Raw genomic sequence first — 22,914 nt, 5'->3', positions numbered from 1 at the left:
AACTATCAGACGCCGAGAGACTTGAGCTTGCGATGCAGCGCCGAGCGCTCCATGCCGACAAACTCAGCCGTGCGGGAAATATTACCGCCGAAACGGTTGATCTGCGCGATGAGGTAATCCCTTTCGAACATTTCTCGCGCCTCACGGAGCGGCAAGGTCATGATGTGCTGGTCACCCTGCGCAGAAATCTTCGGCAGGCTGTCGCCGACCTCGGTTGGCAGCATGTCGGCGGAGATTGCCGTATCCGGCCCGTCGGTACGTGCCAGAATCATCAGACGCTCGATGTTGTTGCGCAACTGGCGGATATTGCCCGGCCAGTCATGGGCCTGCAGGACGGCAAGAGCATCGTCGCCGATCTTGCGGGCACGGATCCCCGCCTGCTCGCTGATCTGGCGCATGAACATATCGACGAGGAAGGGAATATCCTCGCGGCGCTCGGCAAGTGCCGGCACCCGCACGGGGATGACGGCCAGACGGTGATAGAGGTCTTCGCGGAAGGCGCCCTCGGCAATCTGGCTTTCCAGATTGTAGGCTGTCGAGGAGATGATGCGGACATCGACCTTGACGCGCTTGGAGCCGCCGACACGTTCGAACTGCTGGTCGACCAAGACACGCAAAATCTTGTTCTGCGTCTCGCGCGGCATCTCTCCGACTTCATCGAGATAGAGAATGCCGCCGTGAGCTTCTTCAAGCGCGCCCGTCTTGCGCGGCTGGCCGGCAGTGCCTTCGGTCCCGAACAACGCCATTTCCATGCGATCCGGCGTGATGGCGGCGGCATTTAGCGCAACAAAAGGACCGCCTGCTCGCGTCGATTTGCGGTGAATCATGCGCGCCACCAGTTCCTTGCCAGAACCGGACGGGCCGTGGATCATGATGCGGCTGTTGGTGGGCGCAACCTTCTCGATATTCTGGCGCAACTGAGAGACAGCAACGGAGGTGCCGATCAGCTCGACCGGGTCTCCCGAGCGCTTCTTGAGTTCGAAAACCTCGCGTTTGAGCTTCGACGTTTCCAGCGCCCGTTCGGCGATCAGGATCAGCCGGTCCGCCTTGAAGGGCTTCTCGATGAAGTCATAGGCGCCACGTCGGATCGCCGATACGGCGGTTTCGATATTGCCGTGGCCGGAGATCATCACCACCGGCAGGTCGGGATGACGGCTCTTGATCTCGTCGAGCAGAGCCAGCCCGTCGAGCTTGCTCCCCTGCATCCAGATATCGAGAAACACCAGCCGCGGTACACGATCGCTGATCGCGGCCAACGCGCTGTCGCTGTCGAAGGCAGTTCGTGTCTCGTGGCCCTCATCGGAGAGGATGCCGGAAACGATCTCGCGGATGTCCTCCTCGTCATCAACTACAAGAATATCAGCCGCCATGAGAGTAGTCCTTGTCCTGTGTCATTTCGGAGCCGCCAGCGCCTGGAGCCGGTGGCAGGATAATTCTGATCATTGCCCCATTGCCGCCATCGAAATCAGCCGGGGCGTCATGCAGCTCAATGTGCCCGCCGTGGTCCTCGATAATCTTCTTGACGATCGCGAGACCAAGGCCAGTGCCCTTTTCACGCATCGTCATATAGGGCTCGAGAATGCGGTGGCGATTTTCCGTAGGAAGCCCCTTGCCGTTGTCGATGACGTCAACGACATACTGTCCTGTTGCCTCGTTTCGGCGGGAACGCACCATGATCTTCAACTCCCCGCGAACAGCGTCGGCAGGCAGCGCCTCGATAGCCTCGACTGCGTTCTTGACGATATTTCCGAAGGCCTGGCTCAGCATGCGGCTGTCAAAGAGGCCTTCCAGCGGCTCGTCGCCGAAGTCTCTGATAAAGCTGACATGGGTGTTTCCCATCTCCCGCAGGAATACGGCGTCCTTGAGAACCGCCCTGATATCCACTTTTTCCTTGGTGGGCTTGGGCATACGGGCGAAGGCGGAAAACTCGTCGACCATCCTGCCGATGTCTTCTACCTGGCGGACAATCGTGTCCGTGCATTGATCGAAAACAACACGGTCATCCTCGGCAATCTGCCGTCCATAGCGGCGCTTCAGCCGCTCGGCGGACAACTGGATTGGTGTCAGGGGGTTCTTGATTTCATGGGCAATGCGGCGCGCCACGTCCGCCCAGGCCGTCGAACGCTGAGCGATCACGAGATCGGTAATATCGTCGATGGTGATGACGTAGGCGTCCTTTGCATCCGTCGTCTCCTCGCGCGTGACCTGGACATTCAATGTGCGCTCGGTTCCGCCGCGCATGATGTTGATCTGTTTACGATACTCATTGCGATGGCGGCTGGAGGCTTCATTCAGCACCTCCTCTATCTCCGGCGCGACGTCGGCCAGCCTTTCACCGATCAAATCAAGAGGATGATTGGAGAGGAAGTGTTCGGACGACGGATTGGCGATCGTGATCCGACGATCGTTTTCAACGCCAATGACAGCTGCGGTTACGCCTGAAAGCACCGCCTCTATGAAGCGGCGGCGATGATCCATCTCGTCCTTGGCCTCCAGAATCTGGTCGCGCTGCGTGCGGATTTCGGCGATCATCTTGTTGAACGTGCGCGAAAGGCTACCGACGTCACCATCGACAGTATGGACGGGCACGGCCACATTGAGGTTACCCGCCGCGACACTGTCAGCGGCACCGATCAGAAGACGGATCGGACGTACAATGCGGTCTGCCACGGCAATTGCGGTCCAGATCGCAGCCAGAAGCACAATCAACGCGAAGCCCAGATAAAGAACACCGAAAGCGACCTGAAGCGAGGTACGGCCAGCCTCCAGATTACGATATTCCGCGGCATTCTCCTCCATCAGCCGCATCGAATTCATCACCTTCGGGTCGACGGTGCGGACGGTGTAGAGATAGGCGCCCTCGATGTTGTCGATTGGGATCACAGCGCCAACAAGATTTGTTACCCCCGGAGGAATGAGGGTCGGCTGCCCGGCGACCGAGCTTAGCAACGCGTCTTTCGGGATCGCCGGTAACGGGCGTTCCGTCGGAATATTCGCCTGAAGAATTGCCGATCCGTCAGCGCGCACCAGAAAGGCGCCGAGCATGCCACGCCCCCGCGCTTGCCGCGTCATCAGTTCGATGAAGCCGGTACGATCGAGACTGTAAAGCTGGCGATTACGCTCCAGATCGTTCGCCATCGAAACCGTCTGTCCCTGCAGATAGCTCGCGTTTTCAAGCACGTAAGCCTGGGCGACATCCATGGATGAACGAACGATTGACTGGGTTCGAAGCGAGAACCACCGGTCTAGGCCAACATCCAGTGTAATCGACGCGAAAATGGCGACGAGAATGGCTGGTGTGATGGCAACGATAGAGAACAGCGCGACGATACGGATATGCAGCCTGGCCGCTGCCCTTCCCCGGCTACGCGCCTTGAGCAGCCGCGTGACCTCACGACCTATAAGCACCATCAGGCCGATGACAAAGATGGCGTTGATCGCTGCCGATCCGATAACGACTGGCGTTTCCGGACGGATTGGCGTCAGCCCAAGCAGGATCAGCAGCGAGGCGATCGCGCAGAAAAGTGCGCCAGTGGCGAGAAGCAAACCCGGCAGGGCAAAGGTAGCACGCCGGTCTGTACCGGCAACGACAATTTCCTCGCCCTCAAGTGGCAGTGTCAGCCTGTCGGCCATATAAAAAGCTTTCCCCGATCCGACGAAGTTTCCTACGGAAACGCCGCCGGCAACTCTTTCGCTTTCTGGTCAGAAAGTGACCGGCCGAACCAAACAGGTTGTTGCAAACAACCGCTGATCCGGCGCCAATGACGCTGCGGAGAACTTGTGATGGGCTCCGCACATGTGTCGTCTAAGCAACACAATGTGGCGAAAATGCAACGGTTGTTATGATCAAGTCAAGCGTTGCGTGAGCTTCGGTAAACAGATACGCCGAGTTCGCGGATTTTCTTGCGCAATGTGTTGCGATTGAGGCCAAGCAAGTCCGCCGCCTTGATCTGATTACCGCGTGTGGCTGTCAATGCCGCGAGAATAAGCGGGTATTCCATTTCAGCCAAAACACGGTCGTAAAGGCCAGCTGGCGGCAGGCCATCGCCAAAGCCGGAAAAATACTGGCGCATATTCTCCTCGACCGCCTGCGAGATCGACATCGATCCCGTCCGGCCTGCAGCCTTTTCAATCGGACTGTCGGGAATATCCGAACGCAGTTCGTTCTCGATGATTTCGCGGGTGATGACGTCCTGCGGATACAGAGCCGTCAGACGCCGCACGACGTTTTCCAGCTCGCGGACGTTGCCGGGCCAGGGATGCGCCTTCATCAGTTCAAGCGCTTCCTGATCGAAGCGCTTGACGTCGAGGCCTTCCTTCTCCGCCTGCTGGACAAAGTGGCGAACGAGATCCGGAATGTCCTCTGCACGATCACGAAGCGGTGGCAGACGCAGCGGAACGACGTTCAGGCGGTAATAGAGATCTTCGCGGAAAAGGCCCTGATTGATCGACTGCTTCAGGTCTTTGTTGGTCGCAGCGACGATGCGCACGTCTGAACGGATCGGCGTGCGCCCGCCAACTGTTGTGTATTCGCCCTGCTGGAGCACCCGAAGCAGGCGTGTCTGGGCATCCATCGGCATGTCGCCGATTTCATCGAGGAAGAGCGTGCCACCTTCGGCCTGCTCGAAGCGGCCGGTGGAGCGGTTCTGCGCGCCGGTGAAGGCGCCTTTCTCGTGGCCGAACAGTTCTGATTCGATCAGGTCACGCGGAATGGCAGCCATGTTGATCGCGACAAACGGGCCATTGCGGCGCTTGCCGTAGTCATGCAGCGCACGGGCCACCAGTTCCTTGCCGGTACCCGATTCGCCGGTGATCATCAGCGTCAGGTCGGTCTGCATCAGACGCGCCAGAACACGGTAAATTTCCTGCATGGCGGCGGAACGCCCGACCAGCGGCATGCCGTCCTGCGTGTCATCTTCCAGCTTGACGGGCTTGCGCTTCGGCTCGGCCAAGGCACGACCAATAATCGCGATCAGTTCGGTCAGGTCGAAGGGCTTCGGCAGATAGTCGTAGGCGCCCTTCTCTGAAGCCTTGATGGCCGTCATGAAGGTGTTCTGGGCGCTCATGACCAGCACTGGCAAATCCGGACGAGCCTTCTTGATGCGCGGCAGCAGGTCAAATGCGTTTTCGTCCGGCATCACGACGTCGGTCACGACAAGATCGCCATCACCGGCGGCGATCCAACGCCAAAGCGTGGCAGCATTGGAAGTAATGCGTACGTCATAGCCAGCGCGGCTGAGCGCCTGGTTGAGCACGGTGCGGATCGCGGCGTCGTCGTCAGCAACGAGAATCGTGGCGCCTGTCATCAGGATTGTCCTTTAATGCTCATGGGTGCTGTGTCCTCTGCCGAGTTGCCTTTGGATGCCGGCATCAGAACGCGGAATGTGGTGCGATGGGCCTGGCTGTCGCATTCAACGATGCCGCCGTGGCCACCGATGATCTTGGCGACCAGAGCAAGACCAAGGCCAGATCCATTCGTCTTGGTGGTGATGAACGGATCGAAGAGATGTTCCACGAGGTCGGCCGGCACGCCCGGCCCATTGTCGTGGACGCAAAATTCGAGCGGAAGCGAGATTTTTTCGCGCGTGCCTGCGACGGACAAGCGGATACCGGGCCGATAGGCCGTCGTCAGCATGATCTCGCCCTCTGGCCTGTTGCCGACCGCCTCGGCTGCGTTCTTCACCAGATTGAGAAATACCTGCACAAGCTGGTCTCTGTTTGCATAGACCGGCGGAAGCGAGGGATCGTAGTTTTCGGTGATGCGGATGTTGCGGGCGAATCCAGCCTTCGCAATGGCCTTCACATGGTCGAGTACCGAGTGGATATTGACCGGATGCCGATCGACCGGGCGCTCGTCGGAGAAAACCTCCATACGGTCCACCAAGGATACAATCCGATCCGTCTCGTCGCAAATCAGCCGGGTCAGGGCCCGATCCTCGTCATCGACAGACGTTTCCAGAAGCTGAGCAGCGCCCCGGATGCCGGAAAGCGGGTTCTTGATTTCATGTGCGAGCATTGAGGCAAGACCGGTCACCGAGCGCGCTGCAGCACGATGCGTGAGTTGCCTGTCGATCTTGTCGGCCATCGATCGCTCCTGGAAGACAATGACGACCGAGCCCGGCTCCGAAAGCACCGGCGCCACATAGAGATCGACCAGCTTGTCTGCACCGAGGCGGGGCGAGCTGAGATCGACACGATATTCGTTCACGGCTGCACGACGCTCGCGCACTTGATCGATCAACGTCAGCAAAGGGCTACCGAAGGGGATGAAATTGCTGATGTCGTGCTTTGCCAGATAGTTGGCGCTCGCCCCGAAGAAGGCTTCGGCCTCCCAGTTGGCGAAGGCGACGAGGCCCTTCTCGTTGACGAGTATGACCGGGTTCTGGATAGCATTGAGCACGGCCATCGGCAGGGAGTTGATCCCCTTTCGCTCCTCGTCACGTATCTCGTTGCTCATGCTGCGATATCCGTTTCCGCCGCACCCTCGCCTTCAGCGATGGCTGCGGTCACCTTTGAGAGCACGGCTCCCGGGTCTGTCGAGGTCATGATCTCCGCCTTGGATGCTCCCGCAAGCCCTGGCGCGAACCGATCGAGGTACCAACCGATATGCTTGCGCGCGTGGCGAAGACCGGCCTCCGCACCGTGGAATTCGAGCATCATCGAATAGTGCTCGGCAATGATCCGGGCGACCTCTTCGAGATTGGGGTGCTTGACTGCCCCGGCCAGGACGCCCGCATGCCAGGGCCGCCCCTGCGTTGAGCGACCGACCATCACCGCATCAGCACCCGAACGACGCAGGATCTCATGAGCATCCGCCTCAGTTTCTACATCGCCATTGGCAACCAGCGGCACGGAGATGGTGTCGCGCACTGCACGGATCGCATCCCAGTCGGCGCGCCCATTGTAGAACTGCATCCGCGTGCGCCCGTGTATGGTGATCATCTGCACGCCAGCCGCTTCCGCCCTGCGCGCGATCTCCGGCGCATTGATGGAGTTTTCGTCCCAGCCAAGCCGCATCTTCAGCGTCACAGGTACGGAAACGGCACCGACCGTGGCCTCGATCAACGAAAGAGCGTGATCGGGATCGCGCATCAGCGCCGAGCCGGAATAGCCGCCTATCACCTTCTTTGCCGGGCAACCCATATTGATGTCGATGATATCGGCTCCATGGTCGGCAGCGATGCGCGCAGCCTCCGCCATCCAATGGGCCTCGCGTCCCGCGAGCTGCACCATGTGAGGTCTTATACCCACGCCTTTCAGGCGAGCCCAGCTCTCCGAGGCATTGCCGACGAGCTCGCGGCTCGCTACCATCTCGGTCACAACGAGGCCGGCGCCAAAGCGCCAGGCAAGCTGGCGAAACGGCAAGTCCGTGACGCCCGACATCGGCGCGAGCACGATGCGGTTTCGAAACGCAACTCCCCCAACCTGAAACGGGGATGACAAGGCCAGCAATGGCAATTGATTATCTTTCAGGCACATAAAACTTTTGCACTATTTTTAGACATTGTTCATGGACTTGCCAAGCCTTTTCCGCAAGCCCGTCCATTTTTTCATCCACAACTGGCCAAGCCCGGAGGTTCACGGTAAACCTCGCCCCAAATATGGCCCATAGGGGCGACGCCCCTGGAAGCGGAGGGGCCTCATAGCTGAAAAGCGAAGAGAATCACAGGACGCCTTTTAGAAGATGCGAACAAAAGAAGAAATTTCCTGTGGTGTCGTCATCGTGGCGGCGGGACGCGGCGAAAGGGCCGGCGCCCCCGAAGAAGGTCCCAAGCAATATCGGCTGATCGGTGGTCGGCCTGTTATCTGCCACACGCTTGAAGCTTTTGCGACATGGGCTGTGGAGGCGTCCCGGAAGCTTGTCTTCGTTGTGGTCATTCATCCCGACGATGAAGCCCTGTTTGAAAAGGCGCGCCAGCTTCTTTCCCCCGGCCTTGACCTGACCGTCGTGCATGGCGGCTCGACACGACAGCTTTCGGTGCTGGCGGGCCTCAGGGCACTTTCATTGCGCGCACCAAGCCATGTGATGATCCAGGATGCAGCCCGCCCGTTCGTAGACAATGCGCTGCTGGAGCGATGCCACGACGCCCTTTCTGTCGGTCACGATGCGGTTCTTCCCGCCATCGCCGTCGCCGATACGCTGAAGCGGGCCGGTGCCGATGGCCTGGTTAGCGAAACGGTTCCCCGCACCGGACTTTTCGGTGCCCAGACGCCCCAGTGTTTCCGCTTTGCGTCGATCCTGCCGGCGCATGAAGAGGCGGCCAGATCCGCGCGTACCGACTTTACCGATGATGCCTCTATCGCTGAATGGGCCGGAATGCCCGTGACGCTGGTCGAGGGATCGCCGGATAATTTCAAACTGACGACCAAACGGGATATCGCCATGGCCGACCAGATACTCAACCGTACCGCCCTGCCCGACATCCGCACCGGCAACGGTTACGACGTGCATCAGCTCGTAGAGGGTGATGGCGTCACGCTTTGCGGTATTTTCATTCCGCATGACCAGAAGTTGCTCGGCCATTCGGATGCCGATGTCGCCCTTCACGCCTTGACCGATGCCCTGCTTGCGACCTGCGGCGCCGGCGATATCGGCGACCATTTTCCGCCGTCCGATCCGCAGTGGAAGGGTGCAGCCTCCCGCATTTTCCTTGAGCACGCAGCAAAGATCGTGCGCGAGCGTGGTGGCGTTATCATGAACGCGGACATCTCGCTGATCGCCGAAGCGCCGAAGGTCGGGCCGCATCGGAACAAGATGCGGGAAAACCTCGCCGATATGCTGAGCATCAGCCTCGACCGATGCTCGGTGAAGGCGACCACCAACGAGAAAATCGGTTTCGTCGGAAGGCGCGAAGGCATCGCCGCGATTGCAACAGCGACCGTGGCTTTCGGGGGATAGAACCGTGAGCATCTGGCCGAGGGATATCGAGGAACAGGCTTATTCCATCATCCACGATTTTACGGCCCGTGGACTGATGATCGCCACAGCCGAATCCTGCACTGGCGGCATGATCGCCGGTGCGCTCACGGAAATCCCCGGCTCCTCCGCCGTCATCGACCGCGGCTTCGTCACCTATTCCAACGAGGCGAAGATGCGGATGATCGGCGTTTCGTCGGAGACGCTCAAGGCCTATGGCGCAGTCTCGCGGGAAACGGCGATCGAAATGGCGAATGGGGCTCTGGCGGGCTCGCGAGCAGACGTCAGCATCGCCGTAACGGGTGTTGCCGGCCCGGGCGGCGGCTCGATCGAAAAACCGGTCGGCCTTGTGCATCTGGCGGCGGCCCGGCGTGATGGCAAGGTGTTTCATCGCGAGATGCGGTACGGCGACATCGGGCGTCAGGGCGTGCGGCTTGCAACGCTGCGGACGGCGCTGGAAATACTGATCGAGGCAGGAGCTTTCACGTAGTCAGTTTGCGCCCGGCGGGCAAATCTGAAAGGCATTCATGGCCTGCTCGTCCGGCGCTCCTCCCAGAACGCGTTGCCGTCGGCAAGTCTCCTTGAAAAAACAATCTGAAAATACGGCTCAAGCTGAGGCGTAGATCGCATCGGCGCGCTTTTCGAAGGCTTCTGCGAACATGCGGAACGCGCGGTCGAACATCGACCCCATCAGTGCACCGAGAATCCGGCTCCTGAACTCATAGTCGATGAAGAAATGCACATTCGAGCCGCCCTCATCCGCATCTTCGAACCGCCAGCGATTGTCGAGATACTTGAAGGGGCCATCGATATATTTCACATCGATCACGCGCTCTGCCCTGTTGAGCAGAACCTGTGTGGCGAAGGTTTCGCGGATCGCCTTGTAGCCGATCGTCATGTCGGCAACCAGAAGCACCTTGCCGTCGCGTTCCTTGCGGGAGCGAACGGTCAATGCTTCACAGAGCGGCAGGAACTCGGGATAGCGCTCCACATCGGCGACGAGATCGAACATCTGCTCGGCGGAGTGCTTGACGGGGCGTCTGGTTTCGAATTGAGGCATGGGTGAGAGCTAATCGCGACCGGTTACAAGTGCAAGTAGGCGCTCGTTCATCGCGCGGGATTTCAACACGATGAGGGGTACGTCGGTGCCGGACTTTTCCAGTGCCGCTTCGATTTCGGGTGTTTGCGTCTTCTCGAAATTCCAGATGTAGCGGAGAAACTCAATGGTCACGCGTTCCGGGCAACCATCCGCCATTTCAGGCCGCGTGCGGCCGCGGAATTTCCACCAGCGGGAAATAACGCCGTAAAGCGAAATGCGACGTGGGGGGCGCAGCCAGATCAGGATATCGGTGCGCGGTAGGCGCAGTGGAAGCGTGCCGGGACTGGTGCCGTCTATCACCCATCTGGGTTCGTCCACGAAGGCGCGCAGGCGATCAAGTGCCTCAGCGCGCGGGCGCGGCGTCCAGCCGGGCATCCAGAAAACTTCGCGATCCATGGAGATGTAGGTCAAACCGAAACGCTTCGCGAGCGCTGTTGCCAAAGTGCTCTTGCCGCTGCCGGAGCAGCCGATGAGGAGGATACGTTCGGCTGATTGCAGGATATCAGCAGCTTGGTCCAGTGTATCGAGATAGCGCGCCATACTGTCCCCACTCCGAATTGGTTTGCTGCGAATGCAAAAAGCCGCAGCCTTTCGGCTGCGGCTCCGTACGACCACTAAAAATTACTCGGCGGCGGCCAGAAGCTTCTTCTCGCGGTTCGCCTTGAGGCGGGCGAAATCGTCGCCGGCGTGGTGCGAGGAGCGGGTCAGCGGGCTCGATGCCACCATCAGGAAGCCCTTGGTGTAGGCGACAGTCTCATAGGACTTGAATTCTTCGGGCGTAACGAAGCTCTCGACCTTGTGGTGCTTGCGGGTCGGTTGCAGGTACTGACCGATGGTTAGGAAATCGACGTCGGCCGTGCGCAGGTCGTCCATCAGCTGCAGCACTTCGTTGCGCTCTTCGCCGAGACCGACCATGATTCCGGACTTGGTGAACATCGTCGGATCGAGTTCCTTGACGCGCTGAAGCAGACGAACCGAGTGGAAGTAGCGCGCACCGGGGCGGACGGTCAGATAGTTGCCGGGCACGGTTTCCATGTTGTGGTTGAAGACGTCCGGCTTGGCTGCAACGACGCGTTCCAGCGCGCCGGGCTTCTTCAGGAAGTCGGGCGTCAGGATCTCGATGGTGGTCAGCGGCGACGCGGCGCGGATTGCCCAGATCACCTTCTCGAAATGCTCGGCCCCACCGTCGGCCAGATCGTCGCGGTCGACTGACGTGATGACGACGTGGGAAAGGCCCATCTGCTTGACGGCCTTGGCGACGTTTTCGGGCTCGGCCATGTCCAGCGCATTCGGCTTGCCGGTGGCGACATTGCAGAACGCGCAGGCGCGGGTACAGATCTCGCCCATGATCATGAAGGTCGCGTGCTTCTTGTCCCAGCACTCGCCGATATTCGGGCAGCCCGCTTCCTCACAGACCGTGACGAGCTTGTGCTCCTTCACGATAGAGCGGGTTTCCTGGTAGCCCTTCGACACCGGCGCCTTGACGCGGATCCATTCCGGCTTGCGCAGCATCTCGGTGTCGGGCTTGTGGGCCTTTTCCGGATGGCGAACGCGCTTGGCATCATCAATATTGTTGGTGCGGTCGAGAATAGTGACCATCTTTCGCTTTCCTTCAGGCGCATCAAAGCACACGCCCGTTCGAGCCGAAAATGCGGCTCGCCTTCAAAATGGAGGCGAGCCCTAACACAATCAAGCGTTCAGTGCACGCCCGTAGGCATCCAGCACGCTTTCCTTCATCGTCTCCGAAATCGTCGGATGCGGGAAGATGGTGTGCATCAGGTCTTCTTCCGTCGTCTCCAGGTTCATGGCGACGACGAAGCCCTGGATGAGCTCGGTGACTTCTGCGCCAACCATGTGGGCGCCGAGCAACTCACCGGTCTTCTTGTCGAAGATCGTCTTGACGAGACCCTGATCCTCGCCAAGCGCGATCGCCTTGCCGTTGGCGACGAAGGGGAAGCGGCCGACGCGGACTTCGCGGCCTTCGGCCTTGGCTTTCGCTTCCGTCAAGCCGACAGAGGCGACCTGCGGATTGCAATAGGTGCAGCCGGGGATTTTCAGCTTGTCCATCGGATGCACGTTCGGCAGGCCGGCGATCTTCTCGATGCAGATGACCGCTTCATGCTCGGCCTTGTGGGCCAGCATCGGCGGGCCGGCGACGTCGCCGATCGCATAGATGCCGGGAACGTTGGTCTTGCCATAACCGTCGATAACGATGCAGCCGCGATCGGTCTTCACGCCGAGGGCTTCAAGGCCGAGGTTCTCGATATTGCCCTGCACGCCGACAGCCGAGATCATCCGGTCAGCGGTGATCTTCTCGACCGAGCCGTCCTTCTTTTCGACATGGGCGGTGATAGAGTTGGCAGCCTTTTCGACCTTCGTCACCTTGGCATCGAGCAGAATTTTCATGCCCTGCTTTTCGAACTGTTTCTTGGCGATCGCCGAGATTTCCGGGTCCTCGACCGGCATCACCTGGCTCATGACTTCGACGACCGTCACATCGACACCCATGGTGCGGTAGAAGGACGCAAACTCGATGCCGATGGCGCCCGAGCCCATGACCAGTAGTGACTTCGGCATTTCTTCCGGCTTCATCGCCTCGAAGTAGGTCCAGATCAGCTTGCCATCCGGCTCGATGCCGGGCAGCGCGCGCGGACGGGCGCCGGTGGCGATGATGATGTGCTTGGCGGTATAGGTGCCCTCGCCCTTGGCGTTCTTCGGCAGAGGCGCCTGCGGCTGTTGCGCGGGCTTTGTCGTCTTTGACACGACGATTTCGCCGGGCTTGGTCAGCTTGGCCTCTCCCCAGATGATATCGACCTTGTTCTTCTTGAACAGGAAGCCGACGCCGCCGTTCATGCGCTCGGCAATGCCGCGCGAGCGGGCGACGATCGCCTTCAGGTCCGGCTTGATCGTGCCTTCCAGCGTCAGGCCGTAGTTCTTGGCATGCTGGGCGCTGTGCAGCACGTCGGCAGAGCGCAGCAGCGCCTTGGTCGGTATGCAGCCCCAGTTGGAGCAGATGCCGGCCAGATGCTCGCGCTCGACGCAGGCGACTTTCAGGCCGAGCTGGGCCGCACGGATCGCTGCGATATAGCCGCCGGGACCGGAACCGATGATGATGACGTCGTAATTCTCAGCCATGGTGTTTCCTGCCTTTGTCCTTGCGCGAAAGCAAAATCGCGTCTTGTTCTCAAAGCCCGAGCATCATGCGGACAATCGGCTCGAGGCCGCGTCCGATGGCGCGGGTATTTTCCGCATCGAGATGAATGCCGTCGAGCGGCGTTGTTTCAGCAACAGAGCCGGCATCGAAGAAGCCGCAGCCCTTCTCATCAGCCAGATCTGCGTAGAGCGAAGCCAGCATCGCCGATTGTTCCAGCGTACCGGCAAACATGGCGGCAAAGGCCTCATTCGCGGTTTCGCGGATCGCCGGTGGTGCGACGATCAGGATTTCCGGGGTGCTGTCGGTGTCGAACGACCAGGCGTGATGCCGCACCAGTTCGACCAGCCGCTCCATGCCCTGCACCGCACCGAAGGCCGTGCCGTGAATGACCGGCTTCAGATCATTGGTGCCGAGCAGCAGGATCACGAGATCGATGGGATCGTGGCTATGCAGGATCGTCGGCAGGATGCGCGCGCCGTTGCGATCGCAATCGGCCAGATGATCGTCATAGGCGGTGGTACGGCCGTTCAAGCCTTCCGCGATGATGTGGACATCCGGCCCCAGGGCCTTCGCCAGCACGCTTGACCAGCGATCCTCAAGCGCATGCCGACCGACAGAGGCTGCATCGTAGCCCCAGGTCAGACTGTCGCCATAGCAGAGGATTGTTTTCATGCGGAACCTCCAGGTACCCCTCTCCCTTGCGGGGAGGGGCTAGGGGTGGGGGTGCATCGACCAAGCTCCACAGCTATTGTTTTCAACACCGTCTTCATATCCAGCATCACATCACGGTTTTTGAATCGAATGACACGAAAGTCCTGCGCTCGAAGATAGGCATCACGCTCTACGTCCCGTTTCCTCTGCTCCGGGTCGGCATGAATCTCACCATCGAGTCCGATGATGAGACGCCGCCCGAGACAAACGAAGTCTGCCACGTAACGACCAATAGGCACCTGACGTCGAAAATGCGTGTCCGGCATTTCCGCCAACTCCTTGCGAAGTGCGGTCCAGAAACGGCGTTCCGCGTCCGTCAAGGAGCGACGCAGGCGCGGCGCATTCCTTGCGGCTTCGCGGCTGGCTGGTTGCGGATTTTCGCGATTCCAAGCCATGGCAGCTCTCTCCGTCCTTCGTCAGCACCCCCACCCGTCCGCTAAGCGGACACCCTCCCCGCAAGGGGGAGGGAAAGACTGCGTCAGACCAGCATGCCCATCGGATTTTCGATGTAGCGCTTGAAGGCGCCGAGAAGTTCGGCTCCGAGTGCTCCATCGACGGCGCGGTGGTCGGTCGAAAGGGTGACGGTCATCACGTTGGCGACAACCATCTGGCCCTTCTTCACTACGACGCGCTCCTCGCCTGCACCGATCGCCAGGATCGTCGCGTGCGGCGGGTTGACGACGGCGGCGAAGTTTTTCACGCCCATCATGCCCATGTTGGAAACGGCCGTCGTGCCGCCCTGATATTCCTCAGGCTTCAGCTTGCGGCTCTTGGCGCGAGCGCCGAGATCCTTCATCTCGTTGGAGATAGCCGACAGGCTCTTCAGTTCGGCACTGCGGATGATCGGGGTGATGAGACCGCCGGGGATCGAGACGGCAACGCCGACATCGGCGTGCTTGTGCTTGACCATGTTGCTATCCGTCCAGGACACGTTCGCGTCCGGCACGTCACGCAGGGCAAGGGCAAGGGCCTTAATGACCATGTCGTTGACCGAGATCTTGTAGCCGGGCTTGCCGTCCTTCTCCGGTGCAGACGCATTGACCTGCGCGCGCAGCGCCAGGAGCGCATCCAGCTCGCAGTCTACAGAAACGTAGAAATGCGGGATGGTCTGCTTGGATTCCTGCAGTCGCTTGGCAATGGTCTTGCGCATGCCGTCATGCGGAACAAGCTCGTAGGAACCTTCGGCGAAGTTCTTGAGCACCGCCTCTTCGGACGGGCCCTTGGCAAGCGCCGGGGCCGGTGCGGATGCAGCGGCAGATGCCGGAGCAGCGGCGACAGGCTTGGCACCGCCGCCAGCGACAGCGGTTTCCACGTCCTTCTTGACGACGCGACCGTGCGGGCCGGAGCCAACAACAGCCGAGATGTCGAGGCCCGCGTCCTTGGCAAGACGCCGGGCCAGCGGCGACGAGAAGGTGCGTGCGCCGGAGGATGCAGAAGCCTGGGCAACGGCCGGAGCGGCGGCAGGTGCAGCTTCAGCCTTAGCGGCCGGGGCAACTTCAGCCTTCGGCGCTTCCGTCTTCGGGGCTTCGGCCTTGGGAGCAGCTGCGCCGCCGCCGGATGCGGCAGCGGCAACATCCTCGCCGTCAGCAGCGAGAATGGCGATCAGGGCATTGACCTTGACGCCTTCGGTGCCGGCGGGAACGACGAGCTTGGCAACGACGCCCTCGTCCACGGATTCGACTTCCATCGTCGCCTTGTCGGTTTCGATCTCGCAGAGGACGTCGCCGGAGGAGACCTTGTCGCCTTCCTTGACCAGCCACTTGGAAAGGTTGCCCTCTTCCATGGTCGGCGAAAGGGCTGGCATGGTGATGTTGATAGGCATCTGTTCACCCTCCCTTATTTGTAGCAGACGGTCTTCACCGCCTGGACGACTTCGCCGACATTCGGCAGGGCCAGCTTTTCGAGGTTTGCCGCATACGGCATCGGAACATCCTTGCCGGCAATCGTCAGGATCGGCGCATCAAGGTAGTCGAAAGCCTGCTGCATGACGCGGGTGGCGATTTCCGTGCCGACTGATGATTGCGGGAAGCCTTCCTCGACGGTGACCAGACGGCCGGTCTTCTTCACCGATTCGATCACGGTCGGCAGGTCCATCGGACGGATGGTGCGCAGATCGATGATCTCGACATCGATGCCATCCTTTTCGAGTTCAGCAGCGGCCTTGACCGCATAGGTCATGCCGATGCCGAAGGAAACGATGGTCACGTCCGTGCCGACCTTGTGAACGCGCGCCTTGCCGATCGGCAGGACGAAATCATCCATCTTCGGCACATCGAAGGAGTGACCGTAGAGGATTTCGTTTTCAAGGAAGATCACCGGGTTCGGATCGCGGATCGCCGCCTTCAGGAGGCCCTTCGCGTCAGCCGCCGTGTAGGGCATGATGACCTTGAGGCCCGGAATATGGCTGTACCAGGCGGCATAGCACTGCGAATGCTGCGCACCGACGCGGGCAGCCGCACCCGACGGGCCGCGAAACACCATCGGCGCACCCATCTGACCGCCGGACATATAGAGCGTCTTGGCAGCCGAGTTGATGATGTGGTCGATCGCCTGCATGGCGAAGTTGAAGGTCATGAACTCGACGATCGGGCGCAAGCCCGTCATCGCCGCACCGACGCCGACGCCGGCAAAACCGTGTTCGGTGATCGGCGTATCGACGACGCGACGCGGACCGAATTCCTGCAGCAGGCCTTGGGTGATCTTGTAGGCGCCTTGGTATTCGGCGACTTCTTCACCCATGACGAAGACGTCTTCGCTGCGGCGCATTTCTTCAGCCATTGCGTCGCGAAGCGCTTCGCGCACGGTGGTCGAAACCATTTCGGTGCCGGCCGGAATATCCGGATCGGAGGCAACCTCGACCTTCGGCTGGGCAGCGACCGGAGCGGACGCTGCTGCGGCAGGTGCCGGCTCTTCGGCCTTCGCAGGCTCGGCAGGAGCCGCAGCCTTCGGAGCTGCAACGTCGCCAGCGCTTTCGCCATCCTGCAGCAGGACGGCGATAGCGGTGTTGACCTTGACGTTTTCGGTGCCGGCGGCGATCAGGATCTTGCCGATCGTGCCTTCATCGACGGCTTCCACTTCCATGGTCGCCTTGTCGGTTTCGATTTCGGCGATCACGTCGCCGGAGGTGACCTTGTCACCTTCGTTTTTCAGCCACTTGCTGAGCGTGCCTTCTTCCATCGTCGGCGACAGAGCGGGCATCAGGATTTCGATAGGCATGATGTTTTCCTCGTCCCGGTCTTAAAGCAGAATGTCGGTGTAGAGCTCGGATACATCCGGCTCCGGATCGGACTGGGCGAAATCGGCGCTGTCGGCAACGATGTCGCGGACGTCCTTGTCGATCGCCTTCAGCTCGTCTTCGCTCGCCCATCCGTTTTCAAGGATACGCGCCTTCACCTGTTCGATCGGGTCGTGTTCCGACCGCATCTTCTGCACTTCGTCCTTGGAGCGATATTTCGCCGGGTCGGACATGGAGTGGCCGCGATAACGGTAGGTCTGCATTTCAAGGATGATCGGACCCTTGCCGGCGCGGCAATGGGCAACAGCCTCGTCGCCTGCAGCCTTGACGGCGCGAACGTCCATGCCGTCGACCTGAAAGCCCGGAATACCGAGTGCTACGCCGCGCTGCGAGAAATCGTGGCCGGCCGATGCGCGTGATACCGAAGTACCCATGGCGTAACGGTTGTTCTCGACGATGTAGATCACCGGCAGCTTCCAGAGGGCGGCCATGTTGAAGCTCTCATATACCTGGCCCTGGTTCGCAGCGCCGTCGCCGAAATAGGCGAGCGAGACATTGTCGTTGCCGCGATACTTCTTGGCAAAGGCAAGACCGGTTCCGAGCGAAACCTGCGCGCCGACGATGCCGTGGCCGCCGTAGAAATTCTTTTCCTTGGAGAACATGTGCATCGAGCCGCCCTTCCCTCGGGAAAGTCCGCTGCGTCGACCGGTCAGCTCGGCCATGACGCCGCGGGCACTCATGCCGCAAGCCAGCATGTGGCCATGATCGCGATAGGCGGTGATAACCTGATCGCCTTCCTTCAAGGCCAGCTGCATGCCCACGACGACAGCTTCCTGGCCGATGTAGAGGTGACAGAAACCACCGATGAAACCCATGCCGTAAAGCTGGCCGGCCTTCTCCTCAAAACGACGGATCAGCAGCATCTCGCGATAGGCCTTCATATCGGCATCGCGGTCAAACTCAGCTATCGTTCCTGCGGTGAAATCCCTCTTGGCGGGTTTTGCCGACGTCTTGCGGCTGGATACGGACGCGGATTTTCGCGGTGCCATACAATCCTCCCTATGGTTTGCCTTTTGACGACACCATAGGCAAAGAACGACCCGACAGCAATGCTATATTTGCATGGCTTATATTCCGCTCAAATGTATGAAATTTAAAGTCTTTTCAAGATTAACTTATTTCGAGTTAATTTCAGAAATCAGTGAAAAATCACGATTTCATCGGCGCGCGACATATTCAGCCCGAAACGAGCCTTCTCGTCGAGCATGTCCCGTTCCAGCGATCCGTCACTCAGCAACGCAACTTCCTTTTCGAGGATCTGGCGCTTCTCCGTCAACTCGTCGAGACGCGCCTGGCGCTCGATCCGCTGGCGATCAAATGTCTCCGTCGCCTTCAGCCCATAGTCGCCATGGACGGAATGATAGCCGAAATAGGAAAGAAAGGCGACCGTGATGAGCGGCATGACAAACCGCCCCAGTTTCCGCTTCTTGTGATGTTTGGTCCACATTGCTCATGCCCTGTACGCAATACAGGCAGACGATAGCGCCGATTGATTAACCGACCGTTGACCATAACGGGGCCTATGAAAAAACCCGCGCCCTGTGAAGAACGCGGGTTGGATCATTGAGAAGGAGCGACCCTCTTCCGTCATGCTCGGCCTTGAGCCGAGCATCCATCAGCCTCTCCACTCAGTGAGAGGCTGGAAGATCCTCGGGTCAGGCCCGAGGATGACGACCGGAGAATTGAAGGCGCCTCAAACTTGCAGTCGGAGCGCCTATCAGCCGCGCAGGATGGACGTGCCGGCGTAACGGGCCTGCGGACCAAGCTGCTCTTCGATGCGGATCAGCTGGTTGTACTTGGCGGTACGGTCGGAGCGAGCCAGCGAGCCGGTCTTGATCTGGCCGCAGTTGGTGGCAACCGCGAGATCGGCAATCGTCGAATCCTCGGTCTCGCCCGAACGGTGCGACATGACGGCGGTATAGGCTGCCTTGTGTGCGGTTTCAACAGCATCCAGCGTTTCGGAGAGCGAGCCGATCTGGTTGACCTTGACGAGGATCGAATTGGCGACGCCCATCTTGATACCATCGCGCAGGCGGGCCGAGTTGGTGACAAACAGGTCGTCGCCGACCAGCTGCACCTTCTTGCCGATCTTGTCGGTCAGGGCCTTCCAACCATCCCAGTCGTCTTCAGCCATGCCGTCTTCGATCGAGAAGATCGGGTACTTTCCGGCAAGCTCGGCCAGATATTCGGCCATGGCTTCCGGCTCAAGCGTGCGGCCTTCGCCTTCGAGCACGTACTTGCCGTCCTTGAAGAATTCGGTCGAGGCGCAATCGAGAGCGATGTGCATGTCTTCGCCCGGACGGTAGCCGGCCTTTTCAATCGACTTCATGATGAAGTCGAGGGCTGCCGGAGCAGATGCGAGACCCGGTGCGAAACCGCCTTCATCGCCAACGTTGGTGTTGTGGCCATCGGCAGCAAGCTGCTTCTTCAAGGTGTGGAAGACTTCCGAGCCCATACGAACAGCGTCACGGATGGTTTCGGCGCCGACCGGAACGATCATGAATTCCTGGAAGTCGATCGGGTTATCGGCATGGGCGCCGCCGTTGATGATATTCATCATCGGAACCGGCAGAACGCGGGCGTTCGGGCCACCGACGTAGCGATAGAGCGGCAGGCCGGCAGCAGCGGCAGCAGCCTTGGCAACGGCGAGCGATACGCCGAGGATGGCGTTGGCGCCGATACGCGCCTTGTTCGGCGTGCCATCCAGCTCGATCATGGTGTCGTCGATCAGAACCTGGTCTTCGGCCTCGAGACCACCGACAGCTTCGTAGATTTCGCCATTGACGGCTTCGACAGCCTTCTCCACGCCCTTGCCGAGATAGCGGCTGCCGCCATCGCGAAGCTCTACGGCTTCATGCGCGCCGGTGGACGCGCCCGAGGGAACCGCTGCACGACCGAAGCTGCCGTCTTCCAGATGGACGTCGACTTCCACGGTCGGGTTGCCGCGGCTGTCCAGAATTTCGCGGCCGATGATGTCGATGATTGCGGTCATGATCTCTTCCCTGCTTCAGGTGATGAAAGGATGGCCATGTCATAATTCATGGCCGGGAAATTACAATGCCGGGCGCAGGCCAATGCCGTTCCGCGCCCGGACTTCAAGAAAATTTCACAAAGCGCCGGGGCGATCAGCGCTTGGACACGTCGTCGAAAGCGAGCAGCGTTTCGAGCAGACGCGGCATGTCCTTGAGGTGAACCATGTTCGGACCATCGGAGGGCGCATTGTCCGGGTCTTCATGGGTCTCGATGAAGACGCCCGCAACGCCGACGGCAACGGCTGCGCGAGCGAGCGTTTCGACGAATTCACGCTGACCACCGGAAGAAGCACCCTGCCCGCCCGGCTGCTGCACGGAATGGGTCGCATCGAAGACCACCGGCGCGCCAAGGCCTGCCATGATCGGCAGCGAGCGCATGTCGGAAACCAGCGTGTTGTAGCCGAAGGAGGCGCCGCGTTCGCAGAGCAGCACATTCGGGTTGCCGCTCTCGGTGAACTTCGCGAGCACGTTCTTCATGTCCCAGGGCGCGAGGAACTGGCCCTTCTTGACGTTGATGGTGCGGCCGGTCTTGGCGGCAGCGATCAGGAGGTCGGTCTGGCGGCAGAGAAAGGCCGGGATCTGCAGGATATCGACGGTCGGGGCAACGAGGCCGCACTGCTCTTCCGTGTGGATGTCGGTCAGAACCGGGAAGCCGTATTCCTTTTTAAGATCGGCGAAGATTTCCATCGCCTTGTCGAGGCCGATACCGCGCTTGCCGGAAATCGAGGTGCGATTGGCCTTGTCGAAGGAGGACTTGTAGATCAGGCCCATGCCGAGCTTTTCGCAGAGCTCAACCATCGTACCGGCGATCATGAAGGCATGATCGCGGCTTTCCATCTGGCAGGGACCAGCAATCAGCGAAAGGCGCTTGCTGTTGGAAAAGGTAACCTGCTTTGAGCCTTCGCCGACAACGACGTCTGCATTCGTCTTCATGACTTTTCTCCAAATACGAAAAGGAGGCCCTGCCCCGGCGTTTCCGGGACGATGAGGCGCTCGCCTTTTCTGATGAATTCAACCGCATTTGCGGCAAGAAGATGCTCGGTTGCCGCAAGATCGGAAACCGTAAAGACCACGGCGCGACCGCGCAGGCCTCGGGAATGGGATGGTGTTCGTTTATCGAAGAAGCCTGACATGCCAGCCGGATTGAGCACCGAAATCTTCACATTGCGTGTTTCGATATCCATGCCGAAGGAATGGGCGGAGACCTCCCGCTCATCGACGGCTTCTTGCAGGAGATACTGGAAATCCGTCGGGTTCGGTTCCGACAGCACGACTTCCTGCATGCCGGTCACACCATTTGCGTGGGTTTCCAGCGCTGCGCGATCAGCAGGCAGCGATTTCAGGCGCTGGCACGCAAAGAGGAAGAAATCCGGGGCGCGCAGATCGGCAGCAAAGGCAAGGCGGAAGCTTGCTTCAGCCTGCGAACCGTCCGGCAGCGTCATCGAACGCGAGAAATCGAGGGTTTTACCCCCGGATATTCCCTTCTCGACGAAGCGCTGATGATCACCCGCAGCATCGTTCGTCGAAAGCACGATGGCGGAAAACCCATCCTGACCACGGCGGAAGCGATAAGCCTGATCGCGAGCGATGAAAACATTGCCGACGAGCGCCGCAGCTTCGCAGTCTTCACGGCTCGCGACGGCAAGCGGCTCAAGATAAGTCTTGTCGGCAAGAAAGACGCAGGCGTTCTCGGTACCAAAGGGATGAAGTGCATCCGCTGCGACCGTAAACCCCAGTTGCTCATAGCGACCCCTTGCCGTTGTCAGATCGATGACGGGCAGGACCAGATGGTCGAGCAGGCGCGGTGTACGGGAGGCAGTGCTCATGAATTTCCCTGAAACTGGGCGTTGGCAGGTGCTTTGCCCGTTTTGGCCGCCGATTTCAAGGGAATGTTGAACAGACAACTTCTTGTTCATTGGAAACGCATGGCCCGAAACACCGGGCCATGCGGATCATTGGTTAGAGATTGCTCATGCCGCCATCGATCACGAGTTCGCTGCCGACGGTGTAGGTCGATTCGTCGGAGGCGAGGAACACCACAGCCTTGGCGATCTCACTCGGATTGCCAAAGCGGCCGACGGGAATTTTGGCCGCGGCCATGGCGTCGGTATCGGCAGCCGACATTCCGAGCTTGCCATAGAGCGGGGTCGCGACCGGGCCGGGGCTGACAGCATTGACGCGGATGCCCCGACCGATCAGTTCACCGGACAAGGTCTTGGCAAAGGACAGCAAGGCGGCCTTGGTGAGCGCATAGACTGACGTGTTCGGCATGCCGATATGGGCGTTGATCGAGGTGTTGAGCACGATCGAGGCCGGATTGGCAAGGATCGGCAGAAGCGCCTGAATCAGGAAGAACGGGCCTTTGACATTGATCGCGACCGAGCGATCGAAAGCCTCCTCGTCAAACTGTTCGATGGGCCGGAAATCGGCTGCACCGGCGTTGATGAACAGGATGTCGAGATGACCGAAGCTTTCCTTCACCGTCTCGACGACAGCCTTTTGCCCGGCCACATCCCCGGCATTTGCCTGGATAAAAATCGCCTTATCGCCGAGTTCGGCACGGGCAGCTTCGATGGTTGCCGGATTGGTGCCGGTAACCGCGACGCGGGCGCCTTCGGCGATGAACTGGCGGGCCGTTTCAAGGCCGATGCCGCTGGTGCCGCCGGTGATGAGGGCAGTTTTGTTCTGCAAGCGTGACATGATGAA

General features: G+C 60.0%; 21 protein-coding genes. 2 read left to right on the top strand and 19 right to left on the bottom strand.

Annotated features, from left to right (window positions below; genetic code table 11):
- Window positions 1–5: 5 nt before the first annotated feature.
- From ntrX to dusB, 5 genes are all read right to left on the bottom strand, one after another.
- A complete protein-coding gene (gene ntrX, locus QO002_RS11150; RefSeq protein WP_307229575.1) occupies window positions 6–1,370 on the bottom strand; it encodes a nitrogen assimilation response regulator NtrX in 1,365 nt (454 codons plus the stop codon).
- Window positions 1,360–3,633: a sensor histidine kinase NtrY-like gene (locus QO002_RS11145; protein ID WP_307229573.1), complete on the bottom strand. Its 2,274-nt coding sequence runs from the start codon at window positions 3,631–3,633 to the stop codon at window positions 1,360–1,362. The genes ntrX and QO002_RS11145 overlap by 11 nt, the downstream gene beginning before the upstream one ends.
- Before the next feature lie 218 nt (window positions 3,634–3,851).
- Complete coding sequence (gene ntrC / locus QO002_RS11140) at window positions 3,852–5,306, bottom strand: nitrogen regulation protein NR(I) (RefSeq protein WP_307229570.1); 1,455 nt, start codon at window positions 5,304–5,306, stop codon at window positions 3,852–3,854.
- Window positions 5,306–6,457, bottom strand: coding sequence for a two-component system sensor histidine kinase NtrB (locus QO002_RS11135; RefSeq protein ID WP_307229568.1), 1,152 nt, complete (start codon window positions 6,455–6,457; stop codon window positions 5,306–5,308). The genes ntrC and QO002_RS11135 overlap by 1 nt, the downstream gene beginning before the upstream one ends.
- Window positions 6,454–7,479 (bottom strand): tRNA dihydrouridine synthase DusB, encoded by a 1,026-nt coding sequence (dusB, locus tag QO002_RS11130; protein WP_307229566.1) that lies wholly within the window; start codon window positions 7,477–7,479, stop codon window positions 6,454–6,456. The genes QO002_RS11135 and dusB overlap by 4 nt, the downstream gene beginning before the upstream one ends.
- A 205-nt stretch (window positions 7,480–7,684) precedes the next feature.
- Here dusB and QO002_RS11125 point away from each other — a divergent pair, with 205 nt between their 5' ends.
- Window positions 7,685–8,899, top strand: coding sequence for a bifunctional 2-C-methyl-D-erythritol 4-phosphate cytidylyltransferase/2-C-methyl-D-erythritol 2,4-cyclodiphosphate synthase (locus QO002_RS11125; protein ID WP_307229565.1), 1,215 nt, complete (start codon window positions 7,685–7,687; stop codon window positions 8,897–8,899).
- A 10-nt stretch (window positions 8,900–8,909) separates the two neighbouring features.
- Window positions 8,910–9,407 (top strand): CinA family protein, encoded by a 498-nt coding sequence (locus tag QO002_RS11120; protein WP_307233322.1) that lies wholly within the window; start codon window positions 8,910–8,912, stop codon window positions 9,405–9,407.
- A 117-nt stretch (window positions 9,408–9,524) separates the two neighbouring features.
- Here the strand turns inward: QO002_RS11120 and QO002_RS11115 are convergent, their stop codons facing one another.
- The 14 genes from QO002_RS11115 to QO002_RS11050 all read right to left on the bottom strand — a co-directional run bounded on the left by QO002_RS11115 (window position 9,525) and on the right by QO002_RS11050 (window position 22,908).
- Window positions 9,525–9,977 carry a type II toxin-antitoxin system RatA family toxin gene (locus QO002_RS11115; RefSeq protein WP_307229563.1) on the bottom strand — a complete coding sequence of 151 codons (453 nt, stop codon included), beginning with the start codon at window positions 9,975–9,977 and terminating at the stop codon, window positions 9,525–9,527.
- Between the two features lie 9 nt (window positions 9,978–9,986).
- On the bottom strand, window positions 9,987–10,556 hold the full coding sequence (locus tag QO002_RS11110) for an AAA family ATPase (RefSeq protein WP_307229561.1): 570 nt from the start codon (window positions 10,554–10,556) through the stop codon (window positions 9,987–9,989).
- Window positions 10,557–10,637: 81 nt separating this feature from the next.
- On the bottom strand, window positions 10,638–11,615 hold the full coding sequence (gene lipA, locus QO002_RS11105) for a lipoyl synthase (protein WP_307229559.1): 978 nt from the start codon (window positions 11,613–11,615) through the stop codon (window positions 10,638–10,640).
- Window positions 11,616–11,705: 90 nt separating this feature from the next.
- Complete coding sequence (gene lpdA, locus QO002_RS11100) at window positions 11,706–13,151, bottom strand: dihydrolipoyl dehydrogenase (protein WP_307229557.1); 1,446 nt, start codon at window positions 13,149–13,151, stop codon at window positions 11,706–11,708.
- Window positions 13,152–13,200: 49 nt separating this feature from the next.
- Entirely contained in the window at window positions 13,201–13,842 is a 642-nt protein-coding gene (locus tag QO002_RS11095) for an SGNH/GDSL hydrolase family protein (RefSeq protein ID WP_307229555.1), read from the bottom strand.
- Window positions 13,839–14,276, bottom strand: coding sequence for an endonuclease domain-containing protein (locus tag QO002_RS11090; RefSeq protein ID WP_307229553.1), 438 nt, complete (start codon window positions 14,274–14,276; stop codon window positions 13,839–13,841). The genes QO002_RS11095 and QO002_RS11090 overlap by 4 nt, the downstream gene beginning before the upstream one ends.
- A gap of 83 nt (window positions 14,277–14,359) precedes the next feature.
- Window positions 14,360–15,703: a pyruvate dehydrogenase complex dihydrolipoamide acetyltransferase gene (locus QO002_RS11085; RefSeq protein WP_307229551.1), complete on the bottom strand. Its 1,344-nt coding sequence runs from the start codon at window positions 15,701–15,703 to the stop codon at window positions 14,360–14,362.
- A 14-nt stretch (window positions 15,704–15,717) separates the two neighbouring features.
- On the bottom strand, window positions 15,718–17,097 hold the full coding sequence (locus QO002_RS11080; RefSeq protein ID WP_307229549.1) for a pyruvate dehydrogenase complex E1 component subunit beta: 1,380 nt from the start codon (window positions 17,095–17,097) through the stop codon (window positions 15,718–15,720).
- A gap of 21 nt (window positions 17,098–17,118) precedes the next feature.
- The gene (pdhA, locus tag QO002_RS11075) at window positions 17,119–18,165 is read right to left on the bottom strand and encodes a pyruvate dehydrogenase (acetyl-transferring) E1 component subunit alpha (protein WP_307229547.1); all 1,047 of its coding nucleotides are present in this window, start codon (window positions 18,163–18,165) and stop codon (window positions 17,119–17,121) included.
- A 149-nt stretch (window positions 18,166–18,314) separates the two neighbouring features.
- The gene (locus tag QO002_RS11070) at window positions 18,315–18,623 is read right to left on the bottom strand and encodes an FtsB family cell division protein (RefSeq protein ID WP_307229544.1); all 309 of its coding nucleotides are present in this window, start codon (window positions 18,621–18,623) and stop codon (window positions 18,315–18,317) included.
- A 270-nt stretch (window positions 18,624–18,893) separates the two neighbouring features.
- Window positions 18,894–20,168 carry a phosphopyruvate hydratase gene (gene eno / locus QO002_RS11065; RefSeq protein WP_307229542.1) on the bottom strand — a complete coding sequence of 425 codons (1,275 nt, stop codon included), beginning with the start codon at window positions 20,166–20,168 and terminating at the stop codon, window positions 18,894–18,896.
- Between the two features lie 133 nt (window positions 20,169–20,301).
- The gene (gene kdsA / locus QO002_RS11060) at window positions 20,302–21,141 is read right to left on the bottom strand and encodes a 3-deoxy-8-phosphooctulonate synthase (RefSeq protein WP_307229541.1); all 840 of its coding nucleotides are present in this window, start codon (window positions 21,139–21,141) and stop codon (window positions 20,302–20,304) included.
- Window positions 21,138–22,034, bottom strand: coding sequence for a VOC family protein (locus QO002_RS11055; protein WP_307229539.1), 897 nt, complete (start codon window positions 22,032–22,034; stop codon window positions 21,138–21,140). Before QO002_RS11055 ends, kdsA begins: the two co-directional genes overlap by 4 nt.
- Window positions 22,035–22,167: 133 nt before the next feature.
- Entirely contained in the window at window positions 22,168–22,908 is a 741-nt protein-coding gene (locus QO002_RS11050) for an SDR family oxidoreductase (RefSeq protein ID WP_307229537.1), read from the bottom strand.
- Window positions 22,909–22,914 lie beyond the last annotated feature (6 nt).

Source organism: Pararhizobium capsulatum DSM 1112, from assembly GCF_030814475.1.
In the GTDB taxonomy this organism is placed as follows: Bacteria; Pseudomonadota; Alphaproteobacteria; order Rhizobiales; family Rhizobiaceae; genus Pararhizobium; species Pararhizobium capsulatum.
Note: the sequence above shows the minus strand (reverse complement) of the source record. Positions and strands in the feature narration are given on the sequence as shown.

Coding starts and splice junctions, on each gene's coding strand:
- dusB (WP_307229566.1), bottom strand. CDS start 7,479: ATGTGCCTGAAAGATAATCAATTGCCATTGCTGGCCTTGTCATCCCCG.
- QO002_RS11090 (WP_307229553.1), bottom strand. CDS start 14,276: ATGGCTTGGAATCGCGAAAATCCGCAACCAGCCAGCCGCGAAGCCGCA.
- QO002_RS11110 (WP_307229561.1), bottom strand. CDS start 10,556: ATGGCGCGCTATCTCGATACACTGGACCAAGCTGCTGATATCCTGCAA.
- eno (WP_307229542.1), bottom strand. CDS start 20,168: ATGACCGCAATCATCGACATCATCGGCCGCGAAATTCTGGACAGCCGC.
- ntrC (WP_307229570.1), bottom strand. CDS start 5,306: ATGACAGGCGCCACGATTCTCGTTGCTGACGACGACGCCGCGATCCGC.
- QO002_RS11125 (WP_307229565.1), top strand. CDS start 7,685: ATGCGAACAAAAGAAGAAATTTCCTGTGGTGTCGTCATCGTGGCGGCG.
- QO002_RS11115 (WP_307229563.1), bottom strand. CDS start 9,977: ATGCCTCAATTCGAAACCAGACGCCCCGTCAAGCACTCCGCCGAGCAG.
- kdsA (WP_307229541.1), bottom strand. CDS start 21,141: ATGAAGACGAATGCAGACGTCGTTGTCGGCGAAGGCTCAAAGCAGGTT.
- lipA (WP_307229559.1), bottom strand. CDS start 11,615: ATGGTCACTATTCTCGACCGCACCAACAATATTGATGATGCCAAGCGC.
- QO002_RS11085 (WP_307229551.1), bottom strand. CDS start 15,703: ATGCCTATCAACATCACCATGCCAGCCCTTTCGCCGACCATGGAAGAG.
- QO002_RS11070 (WP_307229544.1), bottom strand. CDS start 18,623: ATGTGGACCAAACATCACAAGAAGCGGAAACTGGGGCGGTTTGTCATG.
- QO002_RS11145 (WP_307229573.1), bottom strand. CDS start 3,633: ATGGCCGACAGGCTGACACTGCCACTTGAGGGCGAGGAAATTGTCGTT.
- ntrX (WP_307229575.1), bottom strand. CDS start 1,370: ATGGCGGCTGATATTCTTGTAGTTGATGACGAGGAGGACATCCGCGAG.
- QO002_RS11095 (WP_307229555.1), bottom strand. CDS start 13,842: ATGAAAACAATCCTCTGCTATGGCGACAGTCTGACCTGGGGCTACGAT.
- lpdA (WP_307229557.1), bottom strand. CDS start 13,151: ATGGCTGAGAATTACGACGTCATCATCATCGGTTCCGGTCCCGGCGGC.
- QO002_RS11050 (WP_307229537.1), bottom strand. CDS start 22,908: ATGTCACGCTTGCAGAACAAAACTGCCCTCATCACCGGCGGCACCAGC.
- QO002_RS11135 (WP_307229568.1), bottom strand. CDS start 6,457: ATGAGCAACGAGATACGTGACGAGGAGCGAAAGGGGATCAACTCCCTG.
- pdhA (WP_307229547.1), bottom strand. CDS start 18,165: ATGGCACCGCGAAAATCCGCGTCCGTATCCAGCCGCAAGACGTCGGCA.
- QO002_RS11055 (WP_307229539.1), bottom strand. CDS start 22,034: ATGAGCACTGCCTCCCGTACACCGCGCCTGCTCGACCATCTGGTCCTG.
- QO002_RS11080 (WP_307229549.1), bottom strand. CDS start 17,097: ATGCCTATCGAAATCCTGATGCCCGCTCTGTCGCCGACGATGGAAGAA.